Genomic DNA, 23375 nt, shown 5'->3' with positions numbered 1-23375 from the left:
AACGCAGAGGAAGCGCGGCCAGAAACATTACATGCCCGCGATCTTGTTGACGGCCTCGTGCATGAAGCCGGCCATCAGCGCGCCCATCAGCGGCAGCAGCAGCAGCAGGGCCAGAAAGACGCCGATAATCTTCGGCGCGTAGATCAGTGTGGCTTCCTGAATCTGGGTCAGGGCCTGAAACAGGCCGATGGCGACGCCGATGACCAGACCGACCAGCAGGATCGGCGTACACAATTGCAGGGTCAGCCAGATGGCGTCGCGCCCAAATGCCAGAAAATCCGCGCCGTTCATAATCCACTCATTCGCTCAACCGCTAATGGGCAGAAATTGCCGACCGAACGGTTAACGCCGGATTAAGCTGTGGGGAGATTCTGCGCCGCCGTTAAGCCCCGTCGGCATTTATCCCCATCAGCGCCAGATCAGGGCCAGACTCACGCGCCGTCCGGTATCGTAGCTGATCAGGCCGCCGCGATTGGCGATGGCGATGCGACTGTCGAACGCATTGCGCGCCAGAGCCTCAAGCGTCAGGCGGTTCGTGATTGCGTAATCCAGCGTCAGGTCGAGCCGCTGCGATGGCTTGAGCGGCTTCTGGTTCAGATCGTCGTCGAACGCCCGTCCGTCCAGCGCCGCATCGGCGGCCCAGCGCCAGCGCCCCCGCCCGCCGTCAAGGCCAAGGCTGACCGTGTAATCCGGCGCCTCGGCGGGTTGCAGCCCGTTCAGTTGCGGATTGTCATAGGCGTCCGCGATGCGCGCATGCGTCCAGACGCCGGACAGGGTCAGGTTCAGATGCGGCGCCACCGGCCAGTCTCCGCGCGCCTCCAGACCCCAGGCCCGGATGCGACCGACATTTCGCCGCTCACGCAGCGATCCGCCCGCCGGGATATAGCCCGCTGTCGGAAAGGTCGCCGGTCCCTGACCGAGGGTGACATTGCCGATTGGATCGTCCACCACATTCCAGAACAGGTCGGCGTCGAGCGTCCGGCTATGTCTGACGCCGATCTCGACGCCTTTGAGCTGCTCCGGCTTCAGGTCGGCATTGGCCTCGGTCACGTCATTGCCGACGCGGAACGGACGGTAAAGCTCGTTGAGGCTGGGCGGACGAAAACCGGTATAGGCCGCCGCGCGCGCCTGCCAACCTTTTGACAGATCGCGCGTCAAGCCCAGCCGTCCCGTCGCCACCGCATAGCGTCGCGCGGCGGGCGCCAGATCGAGGACCGCCGCGCCAGTCGTCAGATCGGTCTCATGACGATGACCGTCATAGGTCCGCCAGACATCGCCGCGCAGCGCCGCCGTCAGCCGCCATGCGCCCGCCGCCCGCGTCGCTTCACCATAAAGCCCTATATCCGAGGTCCGCCCGCCGGAGACGCGGTAGCGCGTCGCCTGTCGCGCCATATAGCGATAGAATTCACGCGACTCGCCGTCGTAAAAGCGGCCATCGCTGCCGATCTCCCATTCCAGCGCGGGCGTCTGATGGCGGATGGCGAGGTTGAAGCCGGTCCCTGTCGCGGGCGTCTTGACCTGATCATTGGCCAGGGCTGTCGCGCTGCGGTCATCGGCGACCGAGACGGAGACATTGCCGAGGTCCGAGGTCTTGCGCCAGATCTGGGCGCGAAAACCATTCGTCTGCGGCGTCGGGCTGCGCGTGAAGCTCAGACTGTAGCTGTCGCCGCGCGCCGTCGCGCTTGCGCCCGCCAGCCCGGTGTCGCGGCGGCTGTCATAGCTCCCGGCCAGAAGGTCCAGCCGCCCGCACTGGCCCAGCGGACACAGATCGCGCTGATAATTGACGCTCAGCGCCGCGTCGCGGCTGAAAGTCGCCACGTCCGCCGCCCCGCGCGCGCCACCCCGGATCGGCGCGTCGCCGTGCAGGCTCTGAGTCATGCCATAGACGGCCAGATCGCCGAGCGCGCCGCCTGCGTCGAGCCGCCCGTTCCCATGTTCGCCGCCTTCAACGCGCAGGTAAGGCTCAAGCGCCTGCGGCGGCGTCAGGTCGAGGTCGATCACCCCGGTCAGCGCGCCTGCGCCATAGGCGCCGCCGCCCGCGCCGCGCACGATATGCGCATGGCTCAACCCCATCTGCGGGATGGCGGCCCAGATCACCCAGTTGCCGAACGGATCGTTCTGCGGAACCCCGTCCAGCGTCACCAGCGCGCGCCCCGCCCCCGACGGCGCCAGAGCGCGCAGGCCGACGCCCTGCACCGTCGGATTGGCGGTGTTCGACGACGAACGCCGGAACAGTTCAGCCTGCGCGACGCGCTTCAGGGCCGTGTCGAGATCGGGCGCGGCCCGCATGTCCGCCGCGCCCGCGTCGATCGCGCTGAAGGCGGCGTCGCCGCTGTAGGCGTCGAAGCGGTTGGCGCGCACCACCACTTCGGTGGTTTGGGCGTGCGCCGCCGCCGCCCACCCCAGCCCCGCCATCATGATCGCCGTCAGCCGCATCGCATCTCCTGCTTTTCCGGTGGCAGGGCAGACCGGAACGCCGTAAACAGTCAATAGGACAAGTTGAAAAAGGAATTCCGGCCTTGGCGAGCATACAGGACGTGGCGAAACTGGCGGGCGTCTCGACGGCCACCGTCTCGCGCGTGCTGTCGGGCTATGCGCACGTCACGCCGGACACAAGGGCGCGCGTGACCAAGGCCGTGGACAGCCTCGGCTATGCGCCCAACGCCCTGGCGCGCAATCTGCGCACGCTCAAGACCTCGCGGCTCATCCTGACCGTGCCGGACATCACCAACATCTTCTTCTCCAGCATTATTCGCGGCGCCGAGGAGGCCGCCTCGGCGGCGGGCTATACGGTGCTGCTCAGCGACGCCGGTTCTGGACCCGACAGCGGCGACGCCTGTGCGGGCCTTTTGCGGCGGCGCGAGGCCGACGGCCTGATCTGCCTCGGCCATCGTCTGCCCGACGCGCTGGCGCCGCTGGCGGACACGCCGGGCGCGCCGATCGTGCAGGGCTGCGAATGCGACGAGGCCCATCCGCTGTCGGTGGTGCGTATCGACAACGCCCGCGCCGCCTCGGAGGTCATGGACTATCTCTACAGCCTGGGGCATCGTCGCATCGCTGTGATAGGCGGACACGTCAGCAGCCAGGTCAGCCGCGACCGCTTCACAGGCGTCGCCGCCAGCGCCGCGCGGCATGACGCGCAGGCCGATCTGACCTGTCTGAATGGCGATTACAGCATGGATTGCGGCGCCGAGGCCACGGCGCGTCTTATCGCCCAAACCCCGCGCCCCACCGCCATCTTCTGCTTTGGCGACGATATGGCGATGGGCGCGTTGCACGCCCTGCGGCAGGCGGGCCTGTCCTGCCCGCAGGACATTTCAGTGGTCGGTTTCGACGATATCGGCGCGGCGCGCTTCACCGCCCCGCCCCTGACCACGGTGCGCCAGCCGATGCGCGCCATCGGCCAGCGCTGCGTCGCCGCCCTGCTGGCCATACTGAACGGCCAGCGCTCAGAGCCCGTGGTCGAGACCCTGCCGCACGAACTGGTGATCCGCGACAGCACGGCGACGGTGTAAAGCCCCCTCCCCGAGAGCAGGGAGAGGGCGCCCTTCCTTAAAAGAAGCCCAGCTTCTTCGGCGAATAGCTCATCAGCACATTCTTGGTCTGCTGATAGTGGTCGAGCATCATCTTGTGCGTCTCGCGCCCGATGCCCGACTGCTTGTAGCCGCCAAAGGCTGCATGCGCCGGATAGGCGTGATAGCAGTTGGTCCACACCCGGCCCGCCTCGATGCCACGGCCCATGCGGTAGCAGCGCTGCACGTCACGGCTCCAGACGCCCGCGCCGAGGCCGAACATCGTGTCATTGGCGATGGCCAGCGCTTCGGCTTCATCCTTGAAGGTGGTCACGGACACGACCGGCCCGAAAATCTCCTCCTGGAAGATGCGCATCTTATTGTGGCCCTTGAACACGGTCGGCTTGATGTAATAGCCGCCGTCCAGCTCGCCGCCAAACTTCGCCTGCACGCCGCCGGTCAGAACTTCCGCGCCCTCGCTCTTGCCGATCTCGATATAGCGCAGGATCTTGTCAAGCTGCTCGCCGGAGGCCTGAGCGCCGATCATCGTCGCCGGATCGAGCGGATCGCCCTGAACGATGTCCTCGACGCGCTTGAGCGCCTTGTCCATGAACTTATCGTAAATCGACTCTTGGATCAGGGCGCGCGACGGACAGGTGCAGACCTCGCCCTGATTGAGCGCGAACATGACGAAGCCTTCGATCGCCTTGTCGAAGAAATCGTCATCGTGCATGGCGACGTCGTCGAAGAAGATGTTGGGCGACTTGCCGCCCAGCTCCAGCGTCACCGGGATCAGGTTTTCCGAGGCGTACTGCATGATCAGTCGCCCGGTCGAGGTCTCGCCGGTGAAAGCGATCTTCGCGATGCGTTTCGATGAAGCCAGCGGCTTGCCCGCCTCCAGGCCGAAGCCGTTGACGATGTTCAGCACGCCCGGCGGCAAAAGGTCGCCGACCAGCTCAGCCAGAACCATGATGCTGGCCGGGGTCTGTTCGGCGGGTTTCAGCACCACGCAATTGCCCGCCGCGAGCGCCGGGGCCAGCTTCCAGCACGCCATCAACAACGGGAAGTTCCACGGAATGATCTGACCGACCACGCCCAGCGGCTCATGATAGTGGTAGGCGACGGTGTCGTGGTCGATCTCGGACAGAGAGCCTTCCTGCGACCGCAGACAGCCGGCGAAATAGCGGAAATGGTCGATGGCCAGCGGCAGGTCGGCGACGGTCGTCTCACGGATCGGCTTGCCATTGTCCCAGGTCTCGGCCTCGGCCAGCAGGCCGAGATTGGCCTCCATGCGGTCGGCGATCTTCAAGAGGATATTGGCGCGCGTCGTTACATCGGTGCGGCCCCACGCCGTCTTGGCCGCATGGGCGGCGTCCAGCGCCAGCTCAATATCGGCGGCGCTGGAGCGCGCGACCTGGCACAGGGTCTTGCCGTTCACCGGCGACGTATTGTCGAACCAGCGGCCTTCGACGGGATCGCGCCATTCGCCGCCGATATAGTTGCCGTATTTTGTCTTGAAAGGCGTCGCCGCGCCGATGGCGCGTTCAAACTTGGTCATGATGGTCCTCCTGTGGTGACTGGATTTAGCCCCAGCTCATCAGGCAGGCTGCGCCCGGCCCCGGCGACTCTCAAGCGCAAGCTGACGCGGGCGCGTGGTCGATCACGCTTTTGCGATCCGAACAGCGTTACGCCTGTCGCGCGCAACGACAGGACGAGACCATGTGTCGCATCGTGCGACAGACCGTCTTACGCTAGGTAAAATAGCCGTATAATCCGTGTGATCACACTTGCAAGCCCGATATGAAACGCGGTTATGTCGAAAGATAATCAGGTGCGCACATAAGGCGCCACAAGGGAGTCATGCGCGATGCCGTCAGACGCGCTCAGAGTCGAAAAGGCCAAGATCGAACGCGCGCGCGAGGTCTTTTTCGGCGGCAAGGGATTACCTGTAGATCAGATCAGCCACGCCATTCTGCGTTCATGGATACGCTGCGCCAATATGGGTCTCGACGCGCAAACGACGCCGCATCCCGACGCCGCCAGCGCGTCGGAACTGCGGCTGTTGCAGGAAAAGCATGAAGCGCTGCGCCGTCTGGCGCGCAATGAGCTGGACATGCTGCACGCCGAGGCGCGCGACCTGTCCGGCATCGTCATCCTGACCAATGCGCGCGGCGAGGTGCTGGACGCGGTCGGCGATCCCAGCTTCGCCGACAAGGCCGCGCAGGTGGCTTTGCGGCCCGGCGCCCAGTGGAGCGAGGACGGCAACGGCACCAACGCCATCGGCACGGCCATCGCCGAGCGTCGCTCGGTGGCGGTCAACGGCGCCGAACACTATTTCAACGGCCACGGCGCCCTGAGCTGCGCGGCGACGCCGATTATCGACCCGCGCGGCGCCACGATCGGCGTGCTCGATATTTCAACCCCCGCCTATACGCAGGGCGGCTACGTCCTCGGTATGGTGCGCATGGCGGTCGAGCAGATCGAGCATCGCCTGTTTCGCGGCGGCTTCGATGGCTGTCAGACCCTGCGTTTCCAGACCGATCCGCACCTTTTGGGCGCATCGCGCGAAGGCATACTGGTCTTCCGCGACGGCGTGATCGTCGCCGCCAACCGGCGCGGCCTGTCGCTGGTCGGGCGCACCTGGGATCATCTCGATCAGGTGCAGGTCGAGGAGGTGTTCGAAACGCAGGCCGAAACCCTGGCGCAGGGCTGGAACGGCGCGGTGCGGCTGCGCGGCGCCGACGGGCGCGACTATTTCGCCCAGCTCGACGCGCGCCAGAGCCAGCCGGAAACCCTGTCAACGACGGAACTGGGGGCGCCGAGCCTCGAAGATATCGAACTGGCGGCCATGCGCCGCGCCGTCGCGCAATATGGCGGCAATATCAGCGCCGCCGCGCGCAGTCTGGGCGTGCATCGTTCGACCCTGTATCGCCGCCTCAATCCCGGCGGTTGACGCCGCCATGCGTCGCGCCGATAGTGCCGCCATGCGCACGATCCTGATCCTTGGCGGCGGAACCGCCGGCTGGCTGACCGCCGCCCTGCTGGCGCGACATTTCGAGTCCGGCCTTCTGGGGCCGACGCGCATCACCGTGATCGAATCGCCCGACATCGCCGCTATCGGGGTCGGCGAAGGCGCCTTTCCAACCCTGCGCTCGACCCTGCGCCATCTTGGCGTCGATGAAGCCGACTTCATGCGGCGGACCTCCGCCACGTTCAAACAGGGCATACGTTTCAACAACTGGGTGCGGACGCCGCGCATCGGTGAAAGCGAACACTTTTTCCATCCGTTCGAAGCGCCTTATTTCGAAGACGGCGCCGCCCTGGCCTACTGGCTGCGCCTGCCGGCCAATTCGCGTCCGCCCTTCGCCCAGGCTATGACCTTTCAGAAACGCGTCGCCGAGGCGGGTCGCGGCCCCAAACGCCCGCACGAAGGCGCCTTCACAGGCCCGCTCAACTATGCCTACCACATGGACTCAATCCGTCTGGCCGAGGTGCTGGCGCAGCGCGCGCAGGCTCTGGGCGTACGCCATATTGCGGATGCGATCAGCCATGTCGCGCTGGACGCGGACGGCGCCATCGCCAACGTGACGACCGAACGACACGGAGCGCATGCCGCCGATCTCTATATCGACTGCACCGGCTTCCGCGCCGAGCTGATCGAAAAGGCGCTTCAGACGCCGTTCCGCAATGTGCGCGACATCCTGTTCGCCGACCGCGCCGTGGTCGGCCGCGCGCCCTATCCACGTCCTGACGCGCCACTGGAAAGCTACACCCTGGCCAATGCCCACGAGGCGGGCTGGAGCTGGGACATCGGCCTTGGCCATACGCGCGGCGTCGGCCATGTCTATTCCAGCGCCCATAGCGACGACGCGCGCGCCGAGGCCGTGCTGCGCGCTCATCTGGGCGGCGCGGAAGTCGAAACGCGCGTCATCCGCTTCGAGCCGGGCTGGCGCGAGACGCCGTGGGTGAAGAACTGTGTCGCGGTCGGTCTGTCGGGCGGCTTTGTCGAGCCGCTGGAGGCCACCGGCATTGTGCTGATCGAACTGGCCGCCAGCATGATCGCCGAGATGCTGCCCGCTTCCGGTCCGGTCTGCGCGCCCGCCGAACGCTTCAACGCCCTGATGCGCGAGCGCTATGAGAACATAACGACCTTCCTGAAGCTGCACTACGTTCTCAGCCAGCGCGAAGAGCCGTTCTGGCGCGACAACCGCGATCCGGCCTCGATCCCGGAACGTCTGAGCGAACGGCTGGCCCAATGGCGGCGGCGCCCGCCCAGCCGATTTGATTTCCGGCTCGACGCCGAGACCTTCGCCTGGTTCAACTATCAGTACATCCTTTACGGCATGGGTTTTGAGACGCACATTCCCGCCGCCGAAAACGCGGAAGGCAAGGCGGCGCAACGCATGCTGAACCGCATCCGCCAGTTCGGCGAGCGCGCCACGCTCGACCTGCCACCGCATCGCGCGCTGATCGAGCAGATCTACGCGCATGGCTTTCGGGAAAGCGCCTGAACGACGCCGCTTTTGGGCGCTGTTCCCAGTGAGTGGGGAAGCGCTTTAAACCGGATCGGCCTCGGCGGCGATGGCCTTCGGCGCGTCCTGCGTCTCCGCCGCCGCCTTGTTGATCAGACTGGCGTAGCGCTTCAACTTGGGCGCGACCATCGGAATCGACAACATGGTCGAGGCCACGGCCATCAGCAGGGTGGCGGTGAAGGCGCCGCTGGTGATAATCTGCTTGTCGAGCAGGATATTGACGAAGATGATCATGATCAAAGCCTTGGTCTGCAATAGCCAGCCGATGATCGAGGCCTCGCCCTTCTCCCATTTCAGAATGTGTCCGGCGATGTGAATCCCGGCCAGCTTGCCGCCGACCGAGGCGACCAGCAGCACGCCCGCCGCGACGAAGACAGCGACGCCGCCCATCTCCCAGGTGGTCCGCAGTCCGGTTGAGAGGAAGAAGACCGGCATGATGGCCAGCAGGATGTGGTCGCGGAACAGGTCCATCTTCTTCTGGTCGAACAGGTCCGCGTCCAGAACGGCGCCGGACAGAAAGGCGCCGACCATGAAGTGCAGGCCCGACCAGTCGGCGGCGAAACCCGACGCCGCCAGCCAGATCAGTGCGATATACCAGCGGTCGCCCGGCTTGACCGCACGCATCAGCCTCCGCACCAGAAAAGCGGCGACGGCGAAGGCCAGCAGAAAGCCGAGCTGACGACCGACGCGCTCCCAGTCGAGCAGGATCAGGGCCAGCACGCCCCAGATCGCGACATCGTCGAGCGAAGCGTAACGCAGGATGCGCTGGCCCAGCGGCTGACGCAATATGCCCAGCTTGTCCATGAACAGCACCAGAATCGGCAGCGCCGTCACGGCGCAGGCCATGCCGATCCCCAGCACGAACTGCCAGCTATGACCTTTTGGTCCGATCCATTGCGACACGTCGCCCGCCTGGACAGCGAACAGTAAAATGCCAAAGGCGGCCAGCGCGCCGAACAGCAAAGGCGTGCCCAGCGCCAGTCCGGCGGTCGTCGCCGTCTCGCCCCGATGCGTCCAGGCCTTTTTCAGGTCCAGTTCGATCCCGGCGACGAAGACAAAGATCATCACCGCCCACCAGGCGATGCCGTTCAGCGCGCCGATAACCTGCGTATTAAAAACGAAGTGATAATAGCCTGGAAAAACCGCGCCCAGTACGCCCGGCCCCAGCAGAATGCCGCCGATAATCTGCACCACGACCAGGGGCGCATAATAATCGGTCTTGAACACCCGCCACACCAGGAACGGAACGCTCAGAATGATCAGCATCGCGATCAGGAAAATTTCAGTGACGCCCATGTGCATGGATACGGCTCCCCATAGTCTTTTCCGCAACCAAGTCGTAAAGCCGTATCGCCGTCAAGCGGAAATATATTAGATAAGTTATTTATTTTAATGAATATTTTTATGTTGCCAATACAACACATTGTAGTCATGTTGCTACATTAACGCGGTAGCGTTGATGCGACATAGCCACAAAGAGACGCCCATGCCCGCCATGTCCAGCCGCGACTTCAATCAGGATGTTGCAAAAGCCAAGCGCGCCGCGCGCGAGGAGCCGGTCTTCGTCACCGACCGCGGCAAACCGACCCATGTGCTGATGAGCTTCGACGCCTTCTGCCGTCTGAGCGGACAGGGCGAGTCCATTCTCGACCTCCTGGCGCTCGACGACGGCGCACAGGTCGATCTTGAGGCCTCCAGCCTTGGCGCGGGCTGGGACCGGCGCGAGGCGTTCCGCTGATGTATCTGCTGGACACGGGGATTGTCGCCGCCCTGCGCAAGGCGAAATGGGACGCGGACCTCGCGCCGCTGGCGCACTGGGCGCGGCGCGTTCCGCCCGCCCATCTGTTTATTTCGGCCCTGACCCTGCTGGAGCTGGAAAACGGCGCAGCGCAGGCGATGAAGCGCGACGCCGAAGCGGCCAAAGCCTTGCGCGCGTGGCTGGATACGCAGATCGCCCGCGCCTTCGACGGTCGCATCCTCAGCATCGACGCCGCCATCGTACGCCGCCGCGCGGGCCTCAGCTATGAGGACAGCCGCGACGGCCTGCTGGCGGCGACCGCGCTGGAGCATGGCCTGACCCTGGTGACGCGTCGCCCGTCGGCCTACCGCACCGGGCGGGTGAAGCTGCTCAATCCGTTCGACGCCGAAGTCGCGCCTGAAGTTGCAGACGAAGGCGACTGGCGCCAGAACGCGCGCGCAACGCCCGGCTGGCTGCGCAGTCTGTTCCTGCGCGCCTGATGCGAAAGCAAATCTGATCTGGAGGAAGTTTTGATGAAGATGGTGGGCGCTACAGGGATTGAACCTGTGACCCCTACCATGTCAACGCAAATGAAATCCAATAAAATCAAAGGCAAAGGTCAGTAGGAGTCCGCAAGCGCACGCATAAAACATAAGGAACTCAGCCTATGTTGCGTAGCACTAGCGTAGCACTACCGGGAAACCGCGACCCCGAACTTGCCGAACTTCTCGGCGGCGATCCACCGCCCGAAAACGAAAACGCCGCCCCCTCGGCAAAGGGGAACGGCGCTGAATTCGGAGAAGTGACTAACTTCAGCGCTGATTATAGCGACGATCTGGACGAATTGCTAGGGGGTGACCCACTTTTCGACCTGCGCCGCAAGCTTATCGAAAATGGCTATCGCCCGATTCCCTGCAATGGCAAGCGGCCCGCCCTGGCGAACTGGCAAAATGTCCATGCGACGCCCGCCGATCTGCGCACCTGGACGGCCCCGAACACCGGAATCGTTTTGGGTGAAAATCTTGTCGCTATCGACATTGACGTTCTCGACACCGGCGTGAACTTTGATCTGATAGAGATGGCCCTAAATCTTGGCGACGACATGCCGCTTGTCCGCGCCGGTCGCAAGCCTAAGACACTGTTGCTGTACAGGACGGAAACGCCGGTCAGAAAGCGCAAGACGCGCGAATTCACCGATCACAAGGGCCAGCGCCACGCGGTCGAGATCCTTGGCGATGGTCAACAATTCGTCGCCTATGGCGTACACCCTGACACCTGTAAGCCGTATCAATGGACGCCTGAAACCAAGTCACCGGTTGATGTGCCATTGTACGACTTGCCGCTGATAGACCTCGATAGGCTGGACGCCTTCATGGCGGACGCTGAAGCGCGACTCATGGCGACCGGCTGGGCTTACAGGGGCAAGGCCGAAACACCTGCGCCCGCCGATGATGACGACGACGACGACCTGGCGGACTTGCTGCGGCCCGACGCCGACCGGGTGAAAGCTGCGCTCGCCTTTATTCCGGCTGACGATTACCATGATTATCTTACGGTCATGGCGGCGCTGAATCACGCCTGGCGCGGTGACGCTGAAGGTAAGGAAATCGCCAGAGAATGGGCTAAAAAGTCTACGAAGTACGATCAGGACGAATTCAACCGAAAATGGTTGTCTTTAGGGAAACATTCTAACCCCGTCACCATTGCCAGCCTTTTCGATTTGGCGAAGGCGAACGGCTGGAATAAGGCCGATCTGCCCGCCTCTCGTCTGTCTTTCCTGTCACCCGACGATTGCGAAAATGCGCCGTCGCGCGGTTATCTGATTAAGGGCTTGATCGCCCCCGGTGACATCGGTTGCATTTTCGGCGCACCGGGCGCCGGTAAGTCCCTGATAGCGCCATATCTGGGCTATGCCGTGGCGCAGGGCCGTGAAGCCTTCGGGATGCGCTCGAAACAGGGTGGCGTCTTCTATGTCGCCGCTGAAGATGAATTCGGGATGCGCGGGCGCGTAAAAGCGCTCAAAGCCGAACATGGCGCAGCACCCGACTTCACCCTTGTCGGCGGCGTGTCCGACCTCTTGACACCCGAATCGCCCGACCTGGCGGCGTTGACCGAAGCCGTGAAGGCTCGCAAGCCGTCTCTGATCTTTCTCGATACCCTGGCGATGGCATTTCCCGGTTTAGAGGAAAACAGCGCTGAGGCGATGGGGCGCGTGGTCAAGGTGGCGCGTGATCTGACGACATGGGGCGCGGCGGTTGTGCTGATCCACCATGACACCAAAGCCGAAGGCTCGACGCCACGCGGTCACAGTCTCCTTAACGGCGCGCTCGACGTGGCCTTGCATGTGCAGCCGCGCGACGAGTCAGGCATCATCCGGGGCAAGCTGACGAAGAACCGCAACGGCACATGCGACCGCGACATAGCGTTCAAAATCGACACTGTAGCGATGGGCCATGATGAAGACGGCGACGAAATCACGATTGCGGTCGCAAATCCGCAGGTGGGACATGGGCTTTTGTCCCACCTTGTCCCACCTAAACTGTCGATGAGTGAAAGGGCGGCCTTAGACGTACTGCGTCGCCTAGAAGATTGTCTCACAACGTCTCAGAAAGTCTCAGAAGCCGCGTGGCGCGAGGCATGTATCGCCGGAAGAACTGTTTCCGTCTCAGAGGCTTACGACTCCCGCAAGAAAGCATTCAATCGGGCCTATCAAAAACTGGTGGGACATGGGCTTGTGTCCCACTTAGACGGGTGTGTCTCAACATCAAAACTACATGATTACAGTGAGTTATTCGATGACCCTTTCGATGAATAGTCAGGTGGGACATGCCGGGACATGGGTGGGACATGGGTTTTTGTCCCACCTGCGGAAGGCGGGGCGGCTGGGACACACGGCAGGGTTTCCCCCTTTAGGGGGAACCCGCCATGTCCCACCTGCACCGGGCGGTTTGTCTCGAATTGTCGATTTGAAGCGCTCATCCTATGGCACGTCAAAAACGTGCGCTGTGCCGCATGATCTGAAAACGTGCGCTGTGCTGCATCTTTTGACCGGCGAAGGTACTTCCGGCCGATCGGTCGAGCGGGGGGCGCAGACCGCGAAACTTCACCCGCTGCAAAATTTTTATAATGAGGGTTCCAATGGCATACGATGATTTGGACGAACTTCTGGGCGGTGACCCTGCACCCACAATGGCCCTAAATCGCCCTGCGGAGGCCACCGAGGCGCAACTCGCGTCCTTCTGGGGTGTCACCGCCAGACAGGTTCGGATGCTGGTCACAGAGGGCGCAATTTCAAAATCCGAATCCGGCCTTTTCGACGTGCAAAACTGCACTCGCGCTTATCTGCGATCCATGATGGCGAAAGCGAACCGTAAGACGACCTCGCCAGACCTCGCCGCCGAAAAGCTGCGCCTGACGCGAGAACAGGCCGACGCCGTGGAACTGAAGAACGCCCTTGCGCGCGGTGAACTCGTGACGGCTTCAGACGTGAAATCAACCTGGGCCTCGATTCTAACCGACCTGCGCGCCGCTATGTTGGCGATTCCTGCCCGTCTGTCGCTCACCGACCGCGATCTGGTGGATTCGGAAATCCGCGTCGCCCTGGAAAGGCTGTCCGAAAATGGTTGATCTGCTGGACATTCGCCGCGATGCGCTTAAATCGCTAAAACCGCCAGCCCGACTCGACATGGCGACATGGATCGAAAAAAGCGTCCATCTACCCGCCGCGACCTCTGCACACCCTGGCCGAATCCGGCTCTGGCCGCATCAGGTCGAAATCGCGCGATCAATCGGAGATCCGAGGGCCGAACGTGTGACCGTGCTGAAGGCCGCGCGCACCGGCTATACGCAGCTACTCACCGCCGCGCTTGGACATTACGCCGTCAACGATCCGGCGCCCGTCCTTGTCGTCCTGCCCGCCGAAGCCGATTGTCGAAACCTGATGGTGGGGTCAATCGAACCGACTTTTGCCGAGTCGCCAGCCCTGCGCGGCGCGTTATCTGCCGATCTGTCCGGGCGTGATACCATGCTAGACCGGCGCTTTCCCGGCGGCAGCTTGAAGCTTGTGGCGGCGCGCTCGCCCCGCAACCTTCGCGCTCTCACGGCCCGTTGCCTCTTTCTTGACGAAGTGGACGGATTCGAGGTGGACGCCGGCGGCGAAGGCGACCCCGTGGCGCTGGCGATCACCCGAACCCGAACCTTCAGCCCGCGCAAAATCGTAATGGGCTCGACGCCGGTTGACGAAGCGACAAGCCGAGTCTGCGCCTCCTATGATCAATCTGACCGCCGCGTTTTCGAGTGCGCTTGTCCGGCCTGCGGCGCCGCTCACGAAATCCTCTGGCGCGATATTCATTGGCAGACCGACGAAGACGGCAAACATCGACCTGAAACCTCACATTGGGCGTGCCCGGATTGCGGCGGCATAGTCGAGGAAGGGGCTGAAAAAAGTCGCTTCATCCGATCCGGTCAATGGCGCGTCACCCGGCCCGAAGTGCAAGGCCACCACGGTTACCGCATGTCAGCGCTAATCTCGCTTTTGCCGAACGCCGCTTGGCCCGTTCTTGTCTCTGAATTTTTGGAGGCCAAGCGCTCACCTGAAACACTGAAGGCATGGACAAATACAGTCCTGGGCGAACCCTGGCGCGACGCGGGCGACGATTTGGATGAAGGCGACCTCTTGAGCCGCCGTGAACAATTCGGGCTTACGGCAATCCCTGCGGACGTGCTGTTGATAACCTGCGGAGTCGATATGCAGGACGACCGGGCCGAATATGTGGTTCTTGGACATGGGCGAACGGATTTGTTTGTGCTGTCGTCCGGCGTGATTTGGGGGCGGTTCGACACTGCCGACCTTTGGCTTGAACTGGACGACCTGCTGAAATCCTCCTGGCCTCATCCACTCGGCGGAACTCTGCGCATTGACGCGGCTTTGATCGACTCCGGGGACGGCGATCATGCACCCCATGTGTACAGTTTCACAAAGCCCCGTTTCAGTCGCCGCGTCGCCGCAAGCAAAGGCATGCCGGGCTTTTCACGTCTGCCGCTGCAACGCTCGACCGTTAAGGGACAGCCACTTTTCATCGTCGGGTCTGATGCACTTAAAAACCAAATCTTCAACCGACTTCAGGCCGGGACGGGACTGCGCTTCTCCGAAGATTTGGACCCCCGATTTTTTGAGGAATTGACTTCAGAACGCCGCATCGTCCGCTATGTCCGGGGCCAGCCGATCCGCGCGTTTGAGCGCATCCCCGGCAAACGCGCGGAAGGTCTGGACGGCCTTGTCTATGCAATGGCGGCGCGCCACTTGGTAGGATTCGACCTTGACCGCCGCGAAAGCGAGTTGCAATCTCAAGCTGCGCCGGTCGCAAAGGTTAGCCCGGTAATAAGGTCGAATTGGCTGGGGAGGTAATTATGAATGAGGAATTTGAAATTAACGATCTGGTTATCTCTGTTAAAAAGGTCACTCCAAAAATATTGAGGATCGTTGGGCGAACAGGTCAAAAATACAAATGTGAGACTATAGATAAATATAAAAAAGATAGGGAGACGTTTACATTTGAATCAATTGATATCGCTAAGCACAAAAGAACAGGCCCCATTATTCCAACATTTAAATAAATCGAGTATCTAACATTTCAAAAATTCCCAAAGATTTGTATTTGAAGTGGGATACCTTTCGGAGGAGATGAGTCGTATCCGTTGAAGATTGTTCTTCAATGCCAATTGCCTCTTTAACTGAATCAACAAAGGCTTCCAATTGGCCAGGAAAGTCACTTGGCCCTAAAGGATCAGAACCTTCAGGTGCGGCATTGTATGCAGCAACGTATCTCGTCTCTAAATCATCTTGAATCAATTCAATCTCGAAGGCGATCCTCTCTTTGTCGGCAGCCGATAGAGATGTTCCAATATAATCAATCGCGTATTTTTCGATCTTGTCGAATAAGCGCCTAATACCTGACACCTTTCGTCTCCTCGCTAAATACAAAACAAGCTAATAGCTTCCGCCGCCAAAAACTTAGCTGAATTCAACGTCGCAGCCGGATTCAGAGCGAAAATTACCGCCAAGCCGCCTGATAGATAAGCGGGCAGAAAAGCCGCTCCGGCGTTAAAGACGATTGGAGCGCAGCACTCCGGCCCGACCGGTTCACCATGCCAAGCTATCGGCAATTTCACAACCGCGAGCGGTAAGGTCAATGCCTGTTCGATGTCCATATCTCGCCCTCCTTATTTGGCAGGGCAACGGTGCATCACGCATAATAATGAGTCAAGTATTTGTTTTTAATGAATATTTATCACGTTAAACGTGAGAGCCACGCTCAATGAATCGACGCAGACGCGATGAACTGCACCGGACGCCCGCGGACATAGTCAATCAACGACACCGGCGCCGGCACACCGTATTCGACAAACATTGCGGCAATCTCAGCCAGCAACGGCCGAAGGTCGCGGCCTTGCTCATTGGCCTCGACAATAAGCGAACCGACTGTGTAGCGGCGTTCGGCGTCGGTTAAATCGGCAAAATCGGTCATAGCGGAATCTCCTTCTATAAAAATGAAACCCGCCGGGTGGAGTCCCGGCGGGTCATTGCCTCAATCCAGACACCGAGAGGGAGATTTCGGTGGGCGGATGGCCGGTGACCAAAGGGATTAAGCCACCGGCGCCGGGCAGTGATTCCGCCGAAAAGCCGCCCGGTGATGTTTGATCTACACAACTTGACGCATCGTGTCAACTGCCGTGTCGATTCCGTTTGCGAAATCTAACGCGTCGTGATAGATGGTACGTCATCACATGGAGTCTATCATGCACACCTTTCTTGAAGTGACAGCCATAATTGCAGATGGTCAAAACCTTTCCGCCAAGTTTGTTCCTACCCTGCTGCGTCGCGTTCGCCTGTTTGACAAGCACGGCTTGCTCCCTGTGGCACGCGAAGACACCGGACGCCGTGAAGGTCGCCTCGATTTGAACGGTGCTGCGCAGGCGGCGATTTACAATGAACTTCTCGAAATGGGGTTCGACGTGGAGATGGCCCGCGAAGTCCAGTACCATGTCAATCATAATAACTGGACGTTCGGGCGCCCGCCTCAAACTCTCATTGATGACGCAATCGTTGCTATAGAAGCCGGTCAGCCGGTCAGCCTAGTCATCCGCTTAATGCACGAATTTTCCGGCAAAAAGCACTACGAAATCGACTTTGAAGGCGCACATGATCCGCGTGATGAGCGGGCCGCTGCCGCGCTGAAACTCGCTGACGACCTCAAAATCGTGAAAGTTCGAGCCGAAACGCGCTTTGATCTGAATCAAATCCTTTCGCCCGTCATCGCTGCTTACCGCGAGGGCTGATCCATGCTGGCGCGCGCAAAAGCGGTCTGGGCCGCTCTGATCGAAAAACGGCAATCACCGCAAAGTTATGTCCGGCGGTTCGACGGCGCGGCAGGCGGGCGCCGCGGTTCCGGTATCGGCACGTTCGGCCCGATCAACAGCGAAGTCAGCGCCGCCGGGCCGATGCTGCGTTCGCGCGCCCGCTATCTAGTCCAAAACAACCCCTGGATTAGCCACGCCGTTGCGAACTGGGTTGGCGCTCTTGTGGGGGCTGGCATCACACCGACAAGCAAGAATCCTGAGGCTATGCAATGGTTTTCAGGCTGGGCCGAAATGGCCGATTTTGACGGCCTGACGGATTTTTATGGGTTTCAAGAGGCCGTGGCGCGGTCGCTGGTCATTGACGGTGAGGCGCTGATTCACATAGTCGAAACCGACGCCGGGACGCGCCTGCGGTTGCTGCCCGTCGAGTTGCTGGACTGGGCTTATACACGCCCCCTCGAAAGCGGCGGCTACGCGGTGAATGGCGTTGAATTCGATTCGTCGGGCCGTCGCGTAGCTTATTGGATTTTTCCTGCGATTCCGACCTCGCAATTTCAGACCTATTTTGCGCCTGTCCGCATCCCGGCCGATGACATTCTTCACGTCTTCAAACCTTTGGCCCCCGGTCAGGTGCGCGGCGTTTCCTGGCTCGCGCCGGTGATCTTACCTGCGGCTGAATTTGATCAGCTTTGCGACGCGCTGCTTGTGGGTGCGAAGGTCGCCGCCATGCACAGCGCATTCCTCGTGGATCAGAACGGAACGGCGCAGTCGCCTTATGAAGGGGTGCAAACCGGATCGGTTTTGGAAGGCGGAATCGAACCGGGCGCAATCAAATATCTACCAGCCGGTTACGATATTAAGTTCAACAGTCCCGGCCAAGCGCAGGAACTTCAAGCCTTTATAAAAACTAACCTTCTCGCTCTTGCCGCCGGTCTTGGCCTTCCCGATCATTTGGTGAGCGGCGACCTGTCCGGCGCGAACTATTCCAGCTTGCGGGCTGGCCTGCTGCCTTTCCGCCAGCGCGTCGAACAAATCCAGTGGGGCGTACTGGCTCCGCAATTCCTGCGCCCCGTATGGCGGCGCGCGATTACGTCCGCCGTCTTGTCCGGTGACCTGGACGCGCCAGACTTTGAGTCCAATCCTCGCTCCTGGCTCGCGTCGGAATGGCTGCCACCGAAGCCTTTGCAGGTTGATCCGCTGAAGGACAACGAGGCCACGCTTGCCGAACTGGCGGCGGGCCTGACCTCGCGCACGAAAGCAGCCGCCGAACGCGGATGGAACGTGGACGAACTTGACAACGAAATCGCCGCCGACGCTGCCCGCGCAAAGGCGCTGGGTTTGACCTTTAATTATGGAGGCGCGGCAAATGCCGGACAGTCAACACAATCTGCAAATTGAAACGCGCAGCGCACCCGCGACCTTCGCCCCGGAGACGCTAAATGTCGAAAATGGCACGGTCGAGGCGATCATATCCACCGGCGCGCCAGTGCAGCGGCGGGGGTTTATAGAAAAGCTGGCTTTGGGCCGCGAAAACGTGACCTTGGCAGCACGTTTGCCGGTTCTGGATTCGCACCGCCAAGGCTCTGTTTCTGACATTCTGGGCCGCGTTTCGGACGTTCGGTTTGAACCGGGGCAGATTGTCGCGACGCTTCAAATTTCAAACCCCGCAACGCTTGCCGCAATTGAGCGCGGCGACGTGACGGGCGTGTCTATCGGATACTCGGTTTCATCCTGGAGCGACACCGCCGACGCTTCAGGGCGCAACCGAGTTCGCACGGCCACCGCCTGGACTCTTAAAGAGGTCAGCCTGGTGCCAATCCCCGCCGACGAGTCGGCAATCTTGAGGAGTCAAAATATGACGACTGAAACTGAATCGGCGGAAATCGAAACCACCGCCACCCCGGACGTTGCGCAAACGCGCGCCGCGATCCGCACAATCGCCCGATCTGCTGGACTCGATTCAACCTGGGCTGACGCTCAAATCGACGCCGGTGTGACGGAACTCGAAGCGCGCGCGGCGGCTTTCGACGCCATGCAAACCCGCTCGCGCCAGACGCCCCATATCCGCGTCGCCGCTTCAGCCGAAGATCCTGCCGTGCAGCGTCGCGCCCGCGAGGACGCCCTGTTCGCCCGCGCTTCGGGCACGGCCCCGACCGATGGCGCCCGCTCATTCATGGGCGACACCTTGAAAGACCATGCGCGCGCGATCCTGGAATCGAACGGAATCAGCACGCGCGGCATGGACGCCGACACGATTTTCACGCGCGCCATGCACACGACTTCCGACTTCTCGAATCTGCTGACCGCGACCGGCAACCGCGTTCTGTTGGCGGCGTATCAGAATGCGCCCTGTCCGGTTAAGTCGCTGGCCCGTCAAGCCACCATCAACGATTTTAGGCCGAAATCGCTTCTGAAGTTGTCCGATGTCGGGACGCTGCAAAAGGTCACCGAAGCCGGTGAAATCAAGGCGACGACCCGCTCCGAAGCCGTCAACAGCTATTCGCTCGACACCTACGGCGCAACCTTCAGCCTGTCGCGTAAGGCCATGATCAACGATGATCTGGGCGCCTTCAATGACTGGGGGCAAACCGCCGGCCGCATGTCCGCCGAAACGGAAAACGGGTTGCTCGTCTCGCTGCTGACCTCGAATCCGGTTCTGGGCGAAGACGGAAAAGCGATGTTCCACGATGATCACGGTAACCTCGCTGGCCACGCCCTGTCCGACTCTGGCGCAACCCTGGGCGAAGGCCGCGAAGCGCTGCGCCGCATGAAGGGCCTGGACGGTAAAACGCCGATTAACGTGTCACCCAAATTTGTCCTGGTCTCGCCCGACCTTGAGGAGGAAGCCGAAAAGATGCTGGCGGCGATCTACGCCGCGACGATCAATGACGCGAACGTCTTTGCCAACAAATACACGCTCTTGGTGGAGCCGCGTCTCGCCGATGGCAGCGCCTATATGTTCGCTGATCCGGCCGTCCTGCCGTGCCTCGAATACGCTTATCTGTCGAGCGCTCAGGGCCCGCAGATGGCCAGCCGGGAGGGATGGGACACGCTTGGAATGGAATTCCGCGTCATCCTCGATTTCGGCTGTGGCGCTATCGACTACCGGGGCGCTTACCAATGGGCGTGAGTCTAGACACCCTGACCGGCTGGCGGGATGCGCTCTTGGAGGCCCGTCTGTCGGGCCTCCGTAGCGTCCGCGATCAAAACGGCGAGGAGGTTCAGTATAAAACCGACGCCGAAATGGCGACCGCTCTTGCTGCCGCCGAGTCCGCCATTGCCGCGGCTTCTCGATCTGCACCCAAAACAATCTATCTCTCGACTTCCAAAGGAATGTAATAATGAAAAACTTTATCCAATGCGGCGAAAACCTCACAATCCCGGCCCCTGCGGCTGTCCTGTCCGGCGGTGTCGTCATTGCCGGTTCGATTATCGGCGTGGCGAACGGCGACGCTGAGTCCGGCGCGGACGTTGACGTTGCCGTCGAAGGCGTCTTCGATCTGCCGAAAGTGTCCGCCCTGGCGATCGCTGTTGGCGACCTGCTTTATTGGGACGCAACCGCGAAACTGGTCACGAAGACGGCGACCGGTAACACGAAAATCGGCGTGGCCACCACGGCGGCGGCGAACCCGTCCGCGTCCGTCAACGTGCGCCTGGTTCCGGTGATCTGATCTGATGAACTTCGCCCCGTTTGAAAAGCTGATGACGGAAAAGGAGGCTGCCGCCATACTCGGCATGTCGTCCGATACGATTCAGCGAATCCGCAAACGGGGCGAAATCGGCTTCAGAAGAATCGGAGGCCGGTTTAAATATACAATGTCGGATCTAGCTGAATACTTGGAAAACCAAAGGGTCGCGCCATGTCAAAAGACGGAAAACTCTGCGAAATCGCGGGCTTCTGGCTATCGCAGCGCCCCCGCTCGCCCTTCTGGCACGCAACTTGGTTCGATTCCGATTCCCGACAAACACGACGCGCTTCGCTTGGCACAGACGATCTTCAGCGCGCCCAAATAGAACTCGCGAAATTCGTCACTGAGCGCGCGACGTTCAAAGACGCTTCCCCTAAAGAAATGCCGCTCGCTACCGTCCTTGTGCGCTATTGGCAGGGCCATGCGTCAAAAATCGCCAGCGCCGTGCAAGCGAAGATCGCGCTCGCCCTCTGGACCGAATTCTGGGCCGATGCGACCGTTTCCGACCTTTCCCATGTGCGACAAGAGGCATTCATCGCATGGCTGAAGGGGCGCGGCTATAAGAACGCCTATGTCTCGCGCGTGCTGACCGTAGGACGCGCCGCCCTGCGCTGGGCGTGGAAGCGGCAGGAAATTACGCACGTCCCTTTTATAATCGACGAAAAGGACCGCTCTGACGAAAAGGAGCCTTACCGGCTGACGAAAACCGAAATGCGCAAGCTGCTGATGACGGCTCAAGACTGGCCCCACCTGTTCCTTTTCATGATAATCAGCTTGAACACCTTGGCGCGTCCCGGCGCTGTGCTGGACCTAGGCCCGGATCAGGTCGATTTTGACGCACGCCTTATTGATCTTAACCCGCCGGGGCGGAAGCGGACCAAAAAGGGGCGTCCTGTCGTGCCGGTCACAGAAACCCTTTTGCCGTTCTTACAGAACACCGGCGCCAGCCGTTTTGTGAATTGGCACGGCAACAAGATAGACAGCATCAAGAAGGGCTTCGCTACTGTCGTTAAGGCGGCGAAGCTGTCCGATGAAATCACACCCTACAGCCTCAGGCACACGATGGCCGCTGAATTGCGTAGCAGAAGCGTGCCACATTGGGAGGTTGAAGGCTTGCTGGGCCATAAAATGCCCGGCGTAACCGAACGATATGCGAGATTCGCGCCCGACTATCTGTCAAAGGGCCGGGAAGCGATTGACGCATATTTCGCTGAACTAGGATTGATTTATAACGAAAAAATCCAATGTTCGTATCTCAACAGCGTAGCACTTGCGTGTCACTCTGATCTAACCGATGATATGGATTTTGAAGAAAACGTAATGTTTTCAGAGATGAAGATGGTGGGCGCTACAGGGATTGAACCTGTGACCCCTACCATGTCAAGGTAGTGCTCTCCCGCTGAGCTAAGCGCCCATCTTCATCTCAAATCCCGGCGTCGCCGCCGAGGAGCGGGTGTATAGCCAAGCCCCGCCGCCGTGGCAAGCGTCCGCCGCATTTTTTCTGCGGAAAACTTACGCGCCGCCCATCTATGCGCCGCCTGTCAGGGCCTGCGCCAGTTGGTCCGCCGCCCTAGCCGCTTGAGCGTGCTGGTCGTCGTTCAACTCGTGCGCGCTGTCCATTGCCGCCAGCAGGGCCTGCGCGTCGCCATCGCCCGCATCCGCCGCCAGCAGAGCCCAGGCATAGGCCTCGACCTTATCCTGCGCCACGCCCTGCCCCTGATAATAGAGGGCGGCCATGCGGCTTTGCGCCAGCGGGAAGCCCTGTTTGGCCGAAGCCGAAATCAAAGGCAGGGCCTTGGCCGGATCGGCGGTGACGCCTTCGCCCGCCAGATACATATTGCCGAGATTGTACTGCGCCGGGGCGTAGTCCTGATCGGCGGCCTTCTGATACCAGCTCATCGCCTGCGCATAGTCCTGCGTCACGCCGTCGCCCAACTCGTACATATTGGCGACGTTGAACTGAGCGATGTCATAGCCCTGCTGCGCCGCCTTCAGATACCAGCCGAACGCCGCCGCCGAGTCGTGATCAACCGCCACGCCCGTGTCATAGGCGATGCCCAGATTGTACTGCGCGCCCGCATAGCCCTGATCGGCGGCCTTGCGCGTCCAGTTAAGCGCCTGCGCGTAATCTTTCGCGACGCCCTGGCCCTTGGCGTACATCAGGCCCAGTTCGGTCTGCGCTTCCGGGTCGCCAGTCCTGGCCGCTTTTTCGTACCAGTGGAAGGCCTGCGCATAATCCTGACCGACGCCGTTGCCGACATAGTAGTCGTCGCCAAGCCGCACCTGCGCGCGCACATCGCCGGACGCCGCCTTTTGCGTCAGGACGCCGATGTCCATCGTCTCTCTCGCGCGCTGCTGATCGGTCAGGGCGACGGCGTCCTGAACGGCGAAGGCGGGCGCGGCGCTGGCCAGCAAGGCCGCCGCCGCCAATGTCATGATGATCCGTCGCATGGCGACAGCTCCTGAAGAATAAAACCGTACTGTTCGGTTTCATTATATGTGGCGCCGGTCAGATTCCGCCAGTAGTCGCGCCCGAATTTTGTCA

At 61.2% G+C, this 23375-nt stretch carries 24 protein-coding genes and 1 tRNA gene; 16 read left to right on the top strand and 9 right to left on the bottom strand.

From position 1 onward, the window contains the following. Nucleotides 1-27 precede the first annotated feature (27 nt). Both fliQ and ACTHLA_RS04930 read right to left on the bottom strand, forming a co-directional pair. Nucleotides 28-291: a flagellar biosynthesis protein FliQ gene (gene fliQ / locus ACTHLA_RS04935; protein WP_440185973.1), complete on the bottom strand. Its 264-nt coding sequence runs from the start codon at nt 289-291 to the stop codon at nt 28-30. A gap of 117 nt (nt 292-408) precedes the next feature. Then, nucleotides 409-2436 carry a TonB-dependent receptor gene (locus tag ACTHLA_RS04930; RefSeq protein WP_440185972.1) on the bottom strand — a complete coding sequence of 676 codons (2028 nt, stop codon included), beginning with the start codon at nt 2434-2436 and terminating at the stop codon, nt 409-411. Between the two features lie 83 nt (nt 2437-2519). Between ACTHLA_RS04930 and ACTHLA_RS04925 the strand changes: the two genes are divergently transcribed. Next, nucleotides 2520-3515, top strand: a complete 996-nt coding sequence (locus tag ACTHLA_RS04925; RefSeq protein ID WP_440185971.1) for a LacI family DNA-binding transcriptional regulator — start codon at nt 2520-2522, stop codon at nt 3513-3515. Nucleotides 3516-3552: 37 nt separating this feature from the next. Here the strand turns inward: ACTHLA_RS04925 and adh are convergent, their stop codons facing one another. Beyond that, on the bottom strand, nt 3553-5070 hold the full coding sequence (gene adh / locus ACTHLA_RS04920) for an aldehyde dehydrogenase (RefSeq protein WP_440185970.1): 1518 nt from the start codon (nt 5068-5070) through the stop codon (nt 3553-3555). A 309-nt stretch (nt 5071-5379) separates the two neighbouring features. Here adh and ACTHLA_RS04915 point away from each other — a divergent pair, with 309 nt between their 5' ends. Then, nucleotides 5380-6465 (top strand): GAF domain-containing protein, encoded by a 1086-nt coding sequence (locus ACTHLA_RS04915; protein WP_440185969.1) that lies wholly within the window; start codon nt 5380-5382, stop codon nt 6463-6465. Between the two features lie 7 nt (nt 6466-6472). Continuing rightward, nucleotides 6473-8023: a tryptophan halogenase family protein gene (locus ACTHLA_RS04910; protein WP_440185968.1), complete on the top strand. Its 1551-nt coding sequence runs from the start codon at nt 6473-6475 to the stop codon at nt 8021-8023. Between the two features lie 45 nt (nt 8024-8068). Here ACTHLA_RS04910 and ACTHLA_RS04905 read toward each other — a convergent pair whose 3' ends face one another. Beyond that, the gene (locus ACTHLA_RS04905; RefSeq protein WP_440185967.1) at nt 8069-9346 is read right to left on the bottom strand and encodes a cation:proton antiporter; all 1278 of its coding nucleotides are present in this window, start codon (nt 9344-9346) and stop codon (nt 8069-8071) included. A 184-nt stretch (nt 9347-9530) separates the two neighbouring features. Between ACTHLA_RS04905 and ACTHLA_RS04900 the strand changes: the two genes are divergently transcribed. From ACTHLA_RS04900 to ACTHLA_RS04875, 6 genes are all read left to right on the top strand, one after another. Beyond that, nucleotides 9531-9782 (top strand): type II toxin-antitoxin system prevent-host-death family antitoxin, encoded by a 252-nt coding sequence (locus tag ACTHLA_RS04900; RefSeq protein ID WP_440185966.1) that lies wholly within the window; start codon nt 9531-9533, stop codon nt 9780-9782. Next, entirely contained in the window at nt 9782-10282 is a 501-nt protein-coding gene (locus ACTHLA_RS04895; protein ID WP_440185965.1) for a PIN domain-containing protein, read from the top strand. The genes ACTHLA_RS04900 and ACTHLA_RS04895 overlap by 1 nt, the downstream gene beginning before the upstream one ends. Nucleotides 10283-10449: 167 nt before the next feature. Then, on the top strand, nt 10450-12597 hold the full coding sequence (locus ACTHLA_RS04890) for an AAA family ATPase (RefSeq protein WP_440185964.1): 2148 nt from the start codon (nt 10450-10452) through the stop codon (nt 12595-12597). A 323-nt stretch (nt 12598-12920) separates the two neighbouring features. Further along, the gene (locus tag ACTHLA_RS04885) at nt 12921-13409 is read left to right on the top strand and encodes a hypothetical protein (RefSeq protein ID WP_440185963.1); all 489 of its coding nucleotides are present in this window, start codon (nt 12921-12923) and stop codon (nt 13407-13409) included. Then, nucleotides 13402-15189, top strand: a complete 1788-nt coding sequence (locus tag ACTHLA_RS04880; RefSeq protein WP_440185962.1) for a phage terminase large subunit family protein — start codon at nt 13402-13404, stop codon at nt 15187-15189. The genes ACTHLA_RS04885 and ACTHLA_RS04880 overlap by 8 nt, the downstream gene beginning before the upstream one ends. 2 nt (nt 15190-15191) lie before the next feature. Further along, nucleotides 15192-15398 carry a hypothetical protein gene (locus ACTHLA_RS04875; RefSeq protein WP_440185961.1) on the top strand — a complete coding sequence of 69 codons (207 nt, stop codon included), beginning with the start codon at nt 15192-15194 and terminating at the stop codon, nt 15396-15398. On the opposite strand, the gene ACTHLA_RS04870 is transcribed toward ACTHLA_RS04875, so the two are convergent. The 3 genes from ACTHLA_RS04870 to ACTHLA_RS04860 all read right to left on the bottom strand — a co-directional run bounded on the left by ACTHLA_RS04870 (nt 15391) and on the right by ACTHLA_RS04860 (nt 16309). Continuing rightward, nucleotides 15391-15741, bottom strand: coding sequence for a hypothetical protein (locus tag ACTHLA_RS04870; RefSeq protein ID WP_440185960.1), 351 nt, complete (start codon nt 15739-15741; stop codon nt 15391-15393). The two genes, ACTHLA_RS04875 and ACTHLA_RS04870, sit on opposite strands and share 8 nt — an antisense overlap. A 14-nt stretch (nt 15742-15755) precedes the next feature. Continuing rightward, a complete protein-coding gene (locus ACTHLA_RS04865) occupies nt 15756-15992 on the bottom strand; it encodes a hypothetical protein (protein WP_440185959.1) in 237 nt (78 codons plus the stop codon). A 104-nt stretch (nt 15993-16096) separates the two neighbouring features. After that, complete coding sequence (locus ACTHLA_RS04860; protein ID WP_440185958.1) at nt 16097-16309, bottom strand: hypothetical protein; 213 nt, start codon at nt 16307-16309, stop codon at nt 16097-16099. A 271-nt stretch (nt 16310-16580) separates the two neighbouring features. Between ACTHLA_RS04860 and ACTHLA_RS04855 the strand changes: the two genes are divergently transcribed. From ACTHLA_RS04855 to ACTHLA_RS04825, 7 genes are read left to right on the top strand one after another with little or no spacing between them, the layout of a single operon-like run. After that, complete coding sequence (locus ACTHLA_RS04855; protein WP_440185957.1) at nt 16581-17120, top strand: hypothetical protein; 540 nt, start codon at nt 16581-16583, stop codon at nt 17118-17120. A gap of 3 nt (nt 17121-17123) precedes the next feature. Further along, nucleotides 17124-18539: a phage portal protein gene (locus ACTHLA_RS04850; RefSeq protein ID WP_440185956.1), complete on the top strand. Its 1416-nt coding sequence runs from the start codon at nt 17124-17126 to the stop codon at nt 18537-18539. After that, nucleotides 18508-20271, top strand: a complete 1764-nt coding sequence (locus ACTHLA_RS04845) for a prohead protease/major capsid protein fusion protein (protein ID WP_440185955.1) — start codon at nt 18508-18510, stop codon at nt 20269-20271. Before ACTHLA_RS04850 ends, ACTHLA_RS04845 begins: the two co-directional genes overlap by 32 nt. After that, complete coding sequence (locus ACTHLA_RS04840) at nt 20184-20480, top strand: phage head-tail joining protein (RefSeq protein WP_440185954.1); 297 nt, start codon at nt 20184-20186, stop codon at nt 20478-20480. The genes ACTHLA_RS04845 and ACTHLA_RS04840 overlap by 88 nt, the downstream gene beginning before the upstream one ends. A 2-nt stretch (nt 20481-20482) precedes the next feature. Next, nucleotides 20483-20812, top strand: a complete 330-nt coding sequence (locus tag ACTHLA_RS04835) for a DUF2190 family protein (protein WP_440185953.1) — start codon at nt 20483-20485, stop codon at nt 20810-20812. 4 nt (nt 20813-20816) lie between these two features. Continuing rightward, a complete protein-coding gene (locus tag ACTHLA_RS04830) occupies nt 20817-21155 on the top strand; it encodes a helix-turn-helix domain-containing protein (RefSeq protein WP_440185952.1) in 339 nt (112 codons plus the stop codon). Between the two features lie 56 nt (nt 21156-21211). After that, on the top strand, nt 21212-22219 hold the full coding sequence (locus tag ACTHLA_RS04825; protein ID WP_440186024.1) for a tyrosine-type recombinase/integrase: 1008 nt from the start codon (nt 21212-21214) through the stop codon (nt 22217-22219). Here ACTHLA_RS04825 and ACTHLA_RS04820 read toward each other — a convergent pair. Beyond that, nucleotides 22170-22244, bottom strand: a tRNA-Val gene (locus ACTHLA_RS04820). The two genes, ACTHLA_RS04825 and ACTHLA_RS04820, sit on opposite strands and share 50 nt — an antisense overlap. A gap of 113 nt (nt 22245-22357) precedes the next feature. Next, entirely contained in the window at nt 22358-23281 is a 924-nt protein-coding gene (locus tag ACTHLA_RS04815) for a tetratricopeptide repeat protein (protein ID WP_440185951.1), read from the bottom strand. Nucleotides 23282-23375: the final 94 nt, after the last annotated feature.

The sequence above is a fragment of the Asticcacaulis sp. genome (genome assembly GCF_051956075.1).
GTDB lineage: Bacteria > Pseudomonadota > Alphaproteobacteria > Caulobacterales > Caulobacteraceae > Asticcacaulis.
Note: the sequence above shows the minus strand (reverse complement) of the source record. Positions and strands in the feature narration are given on the sequence as shown.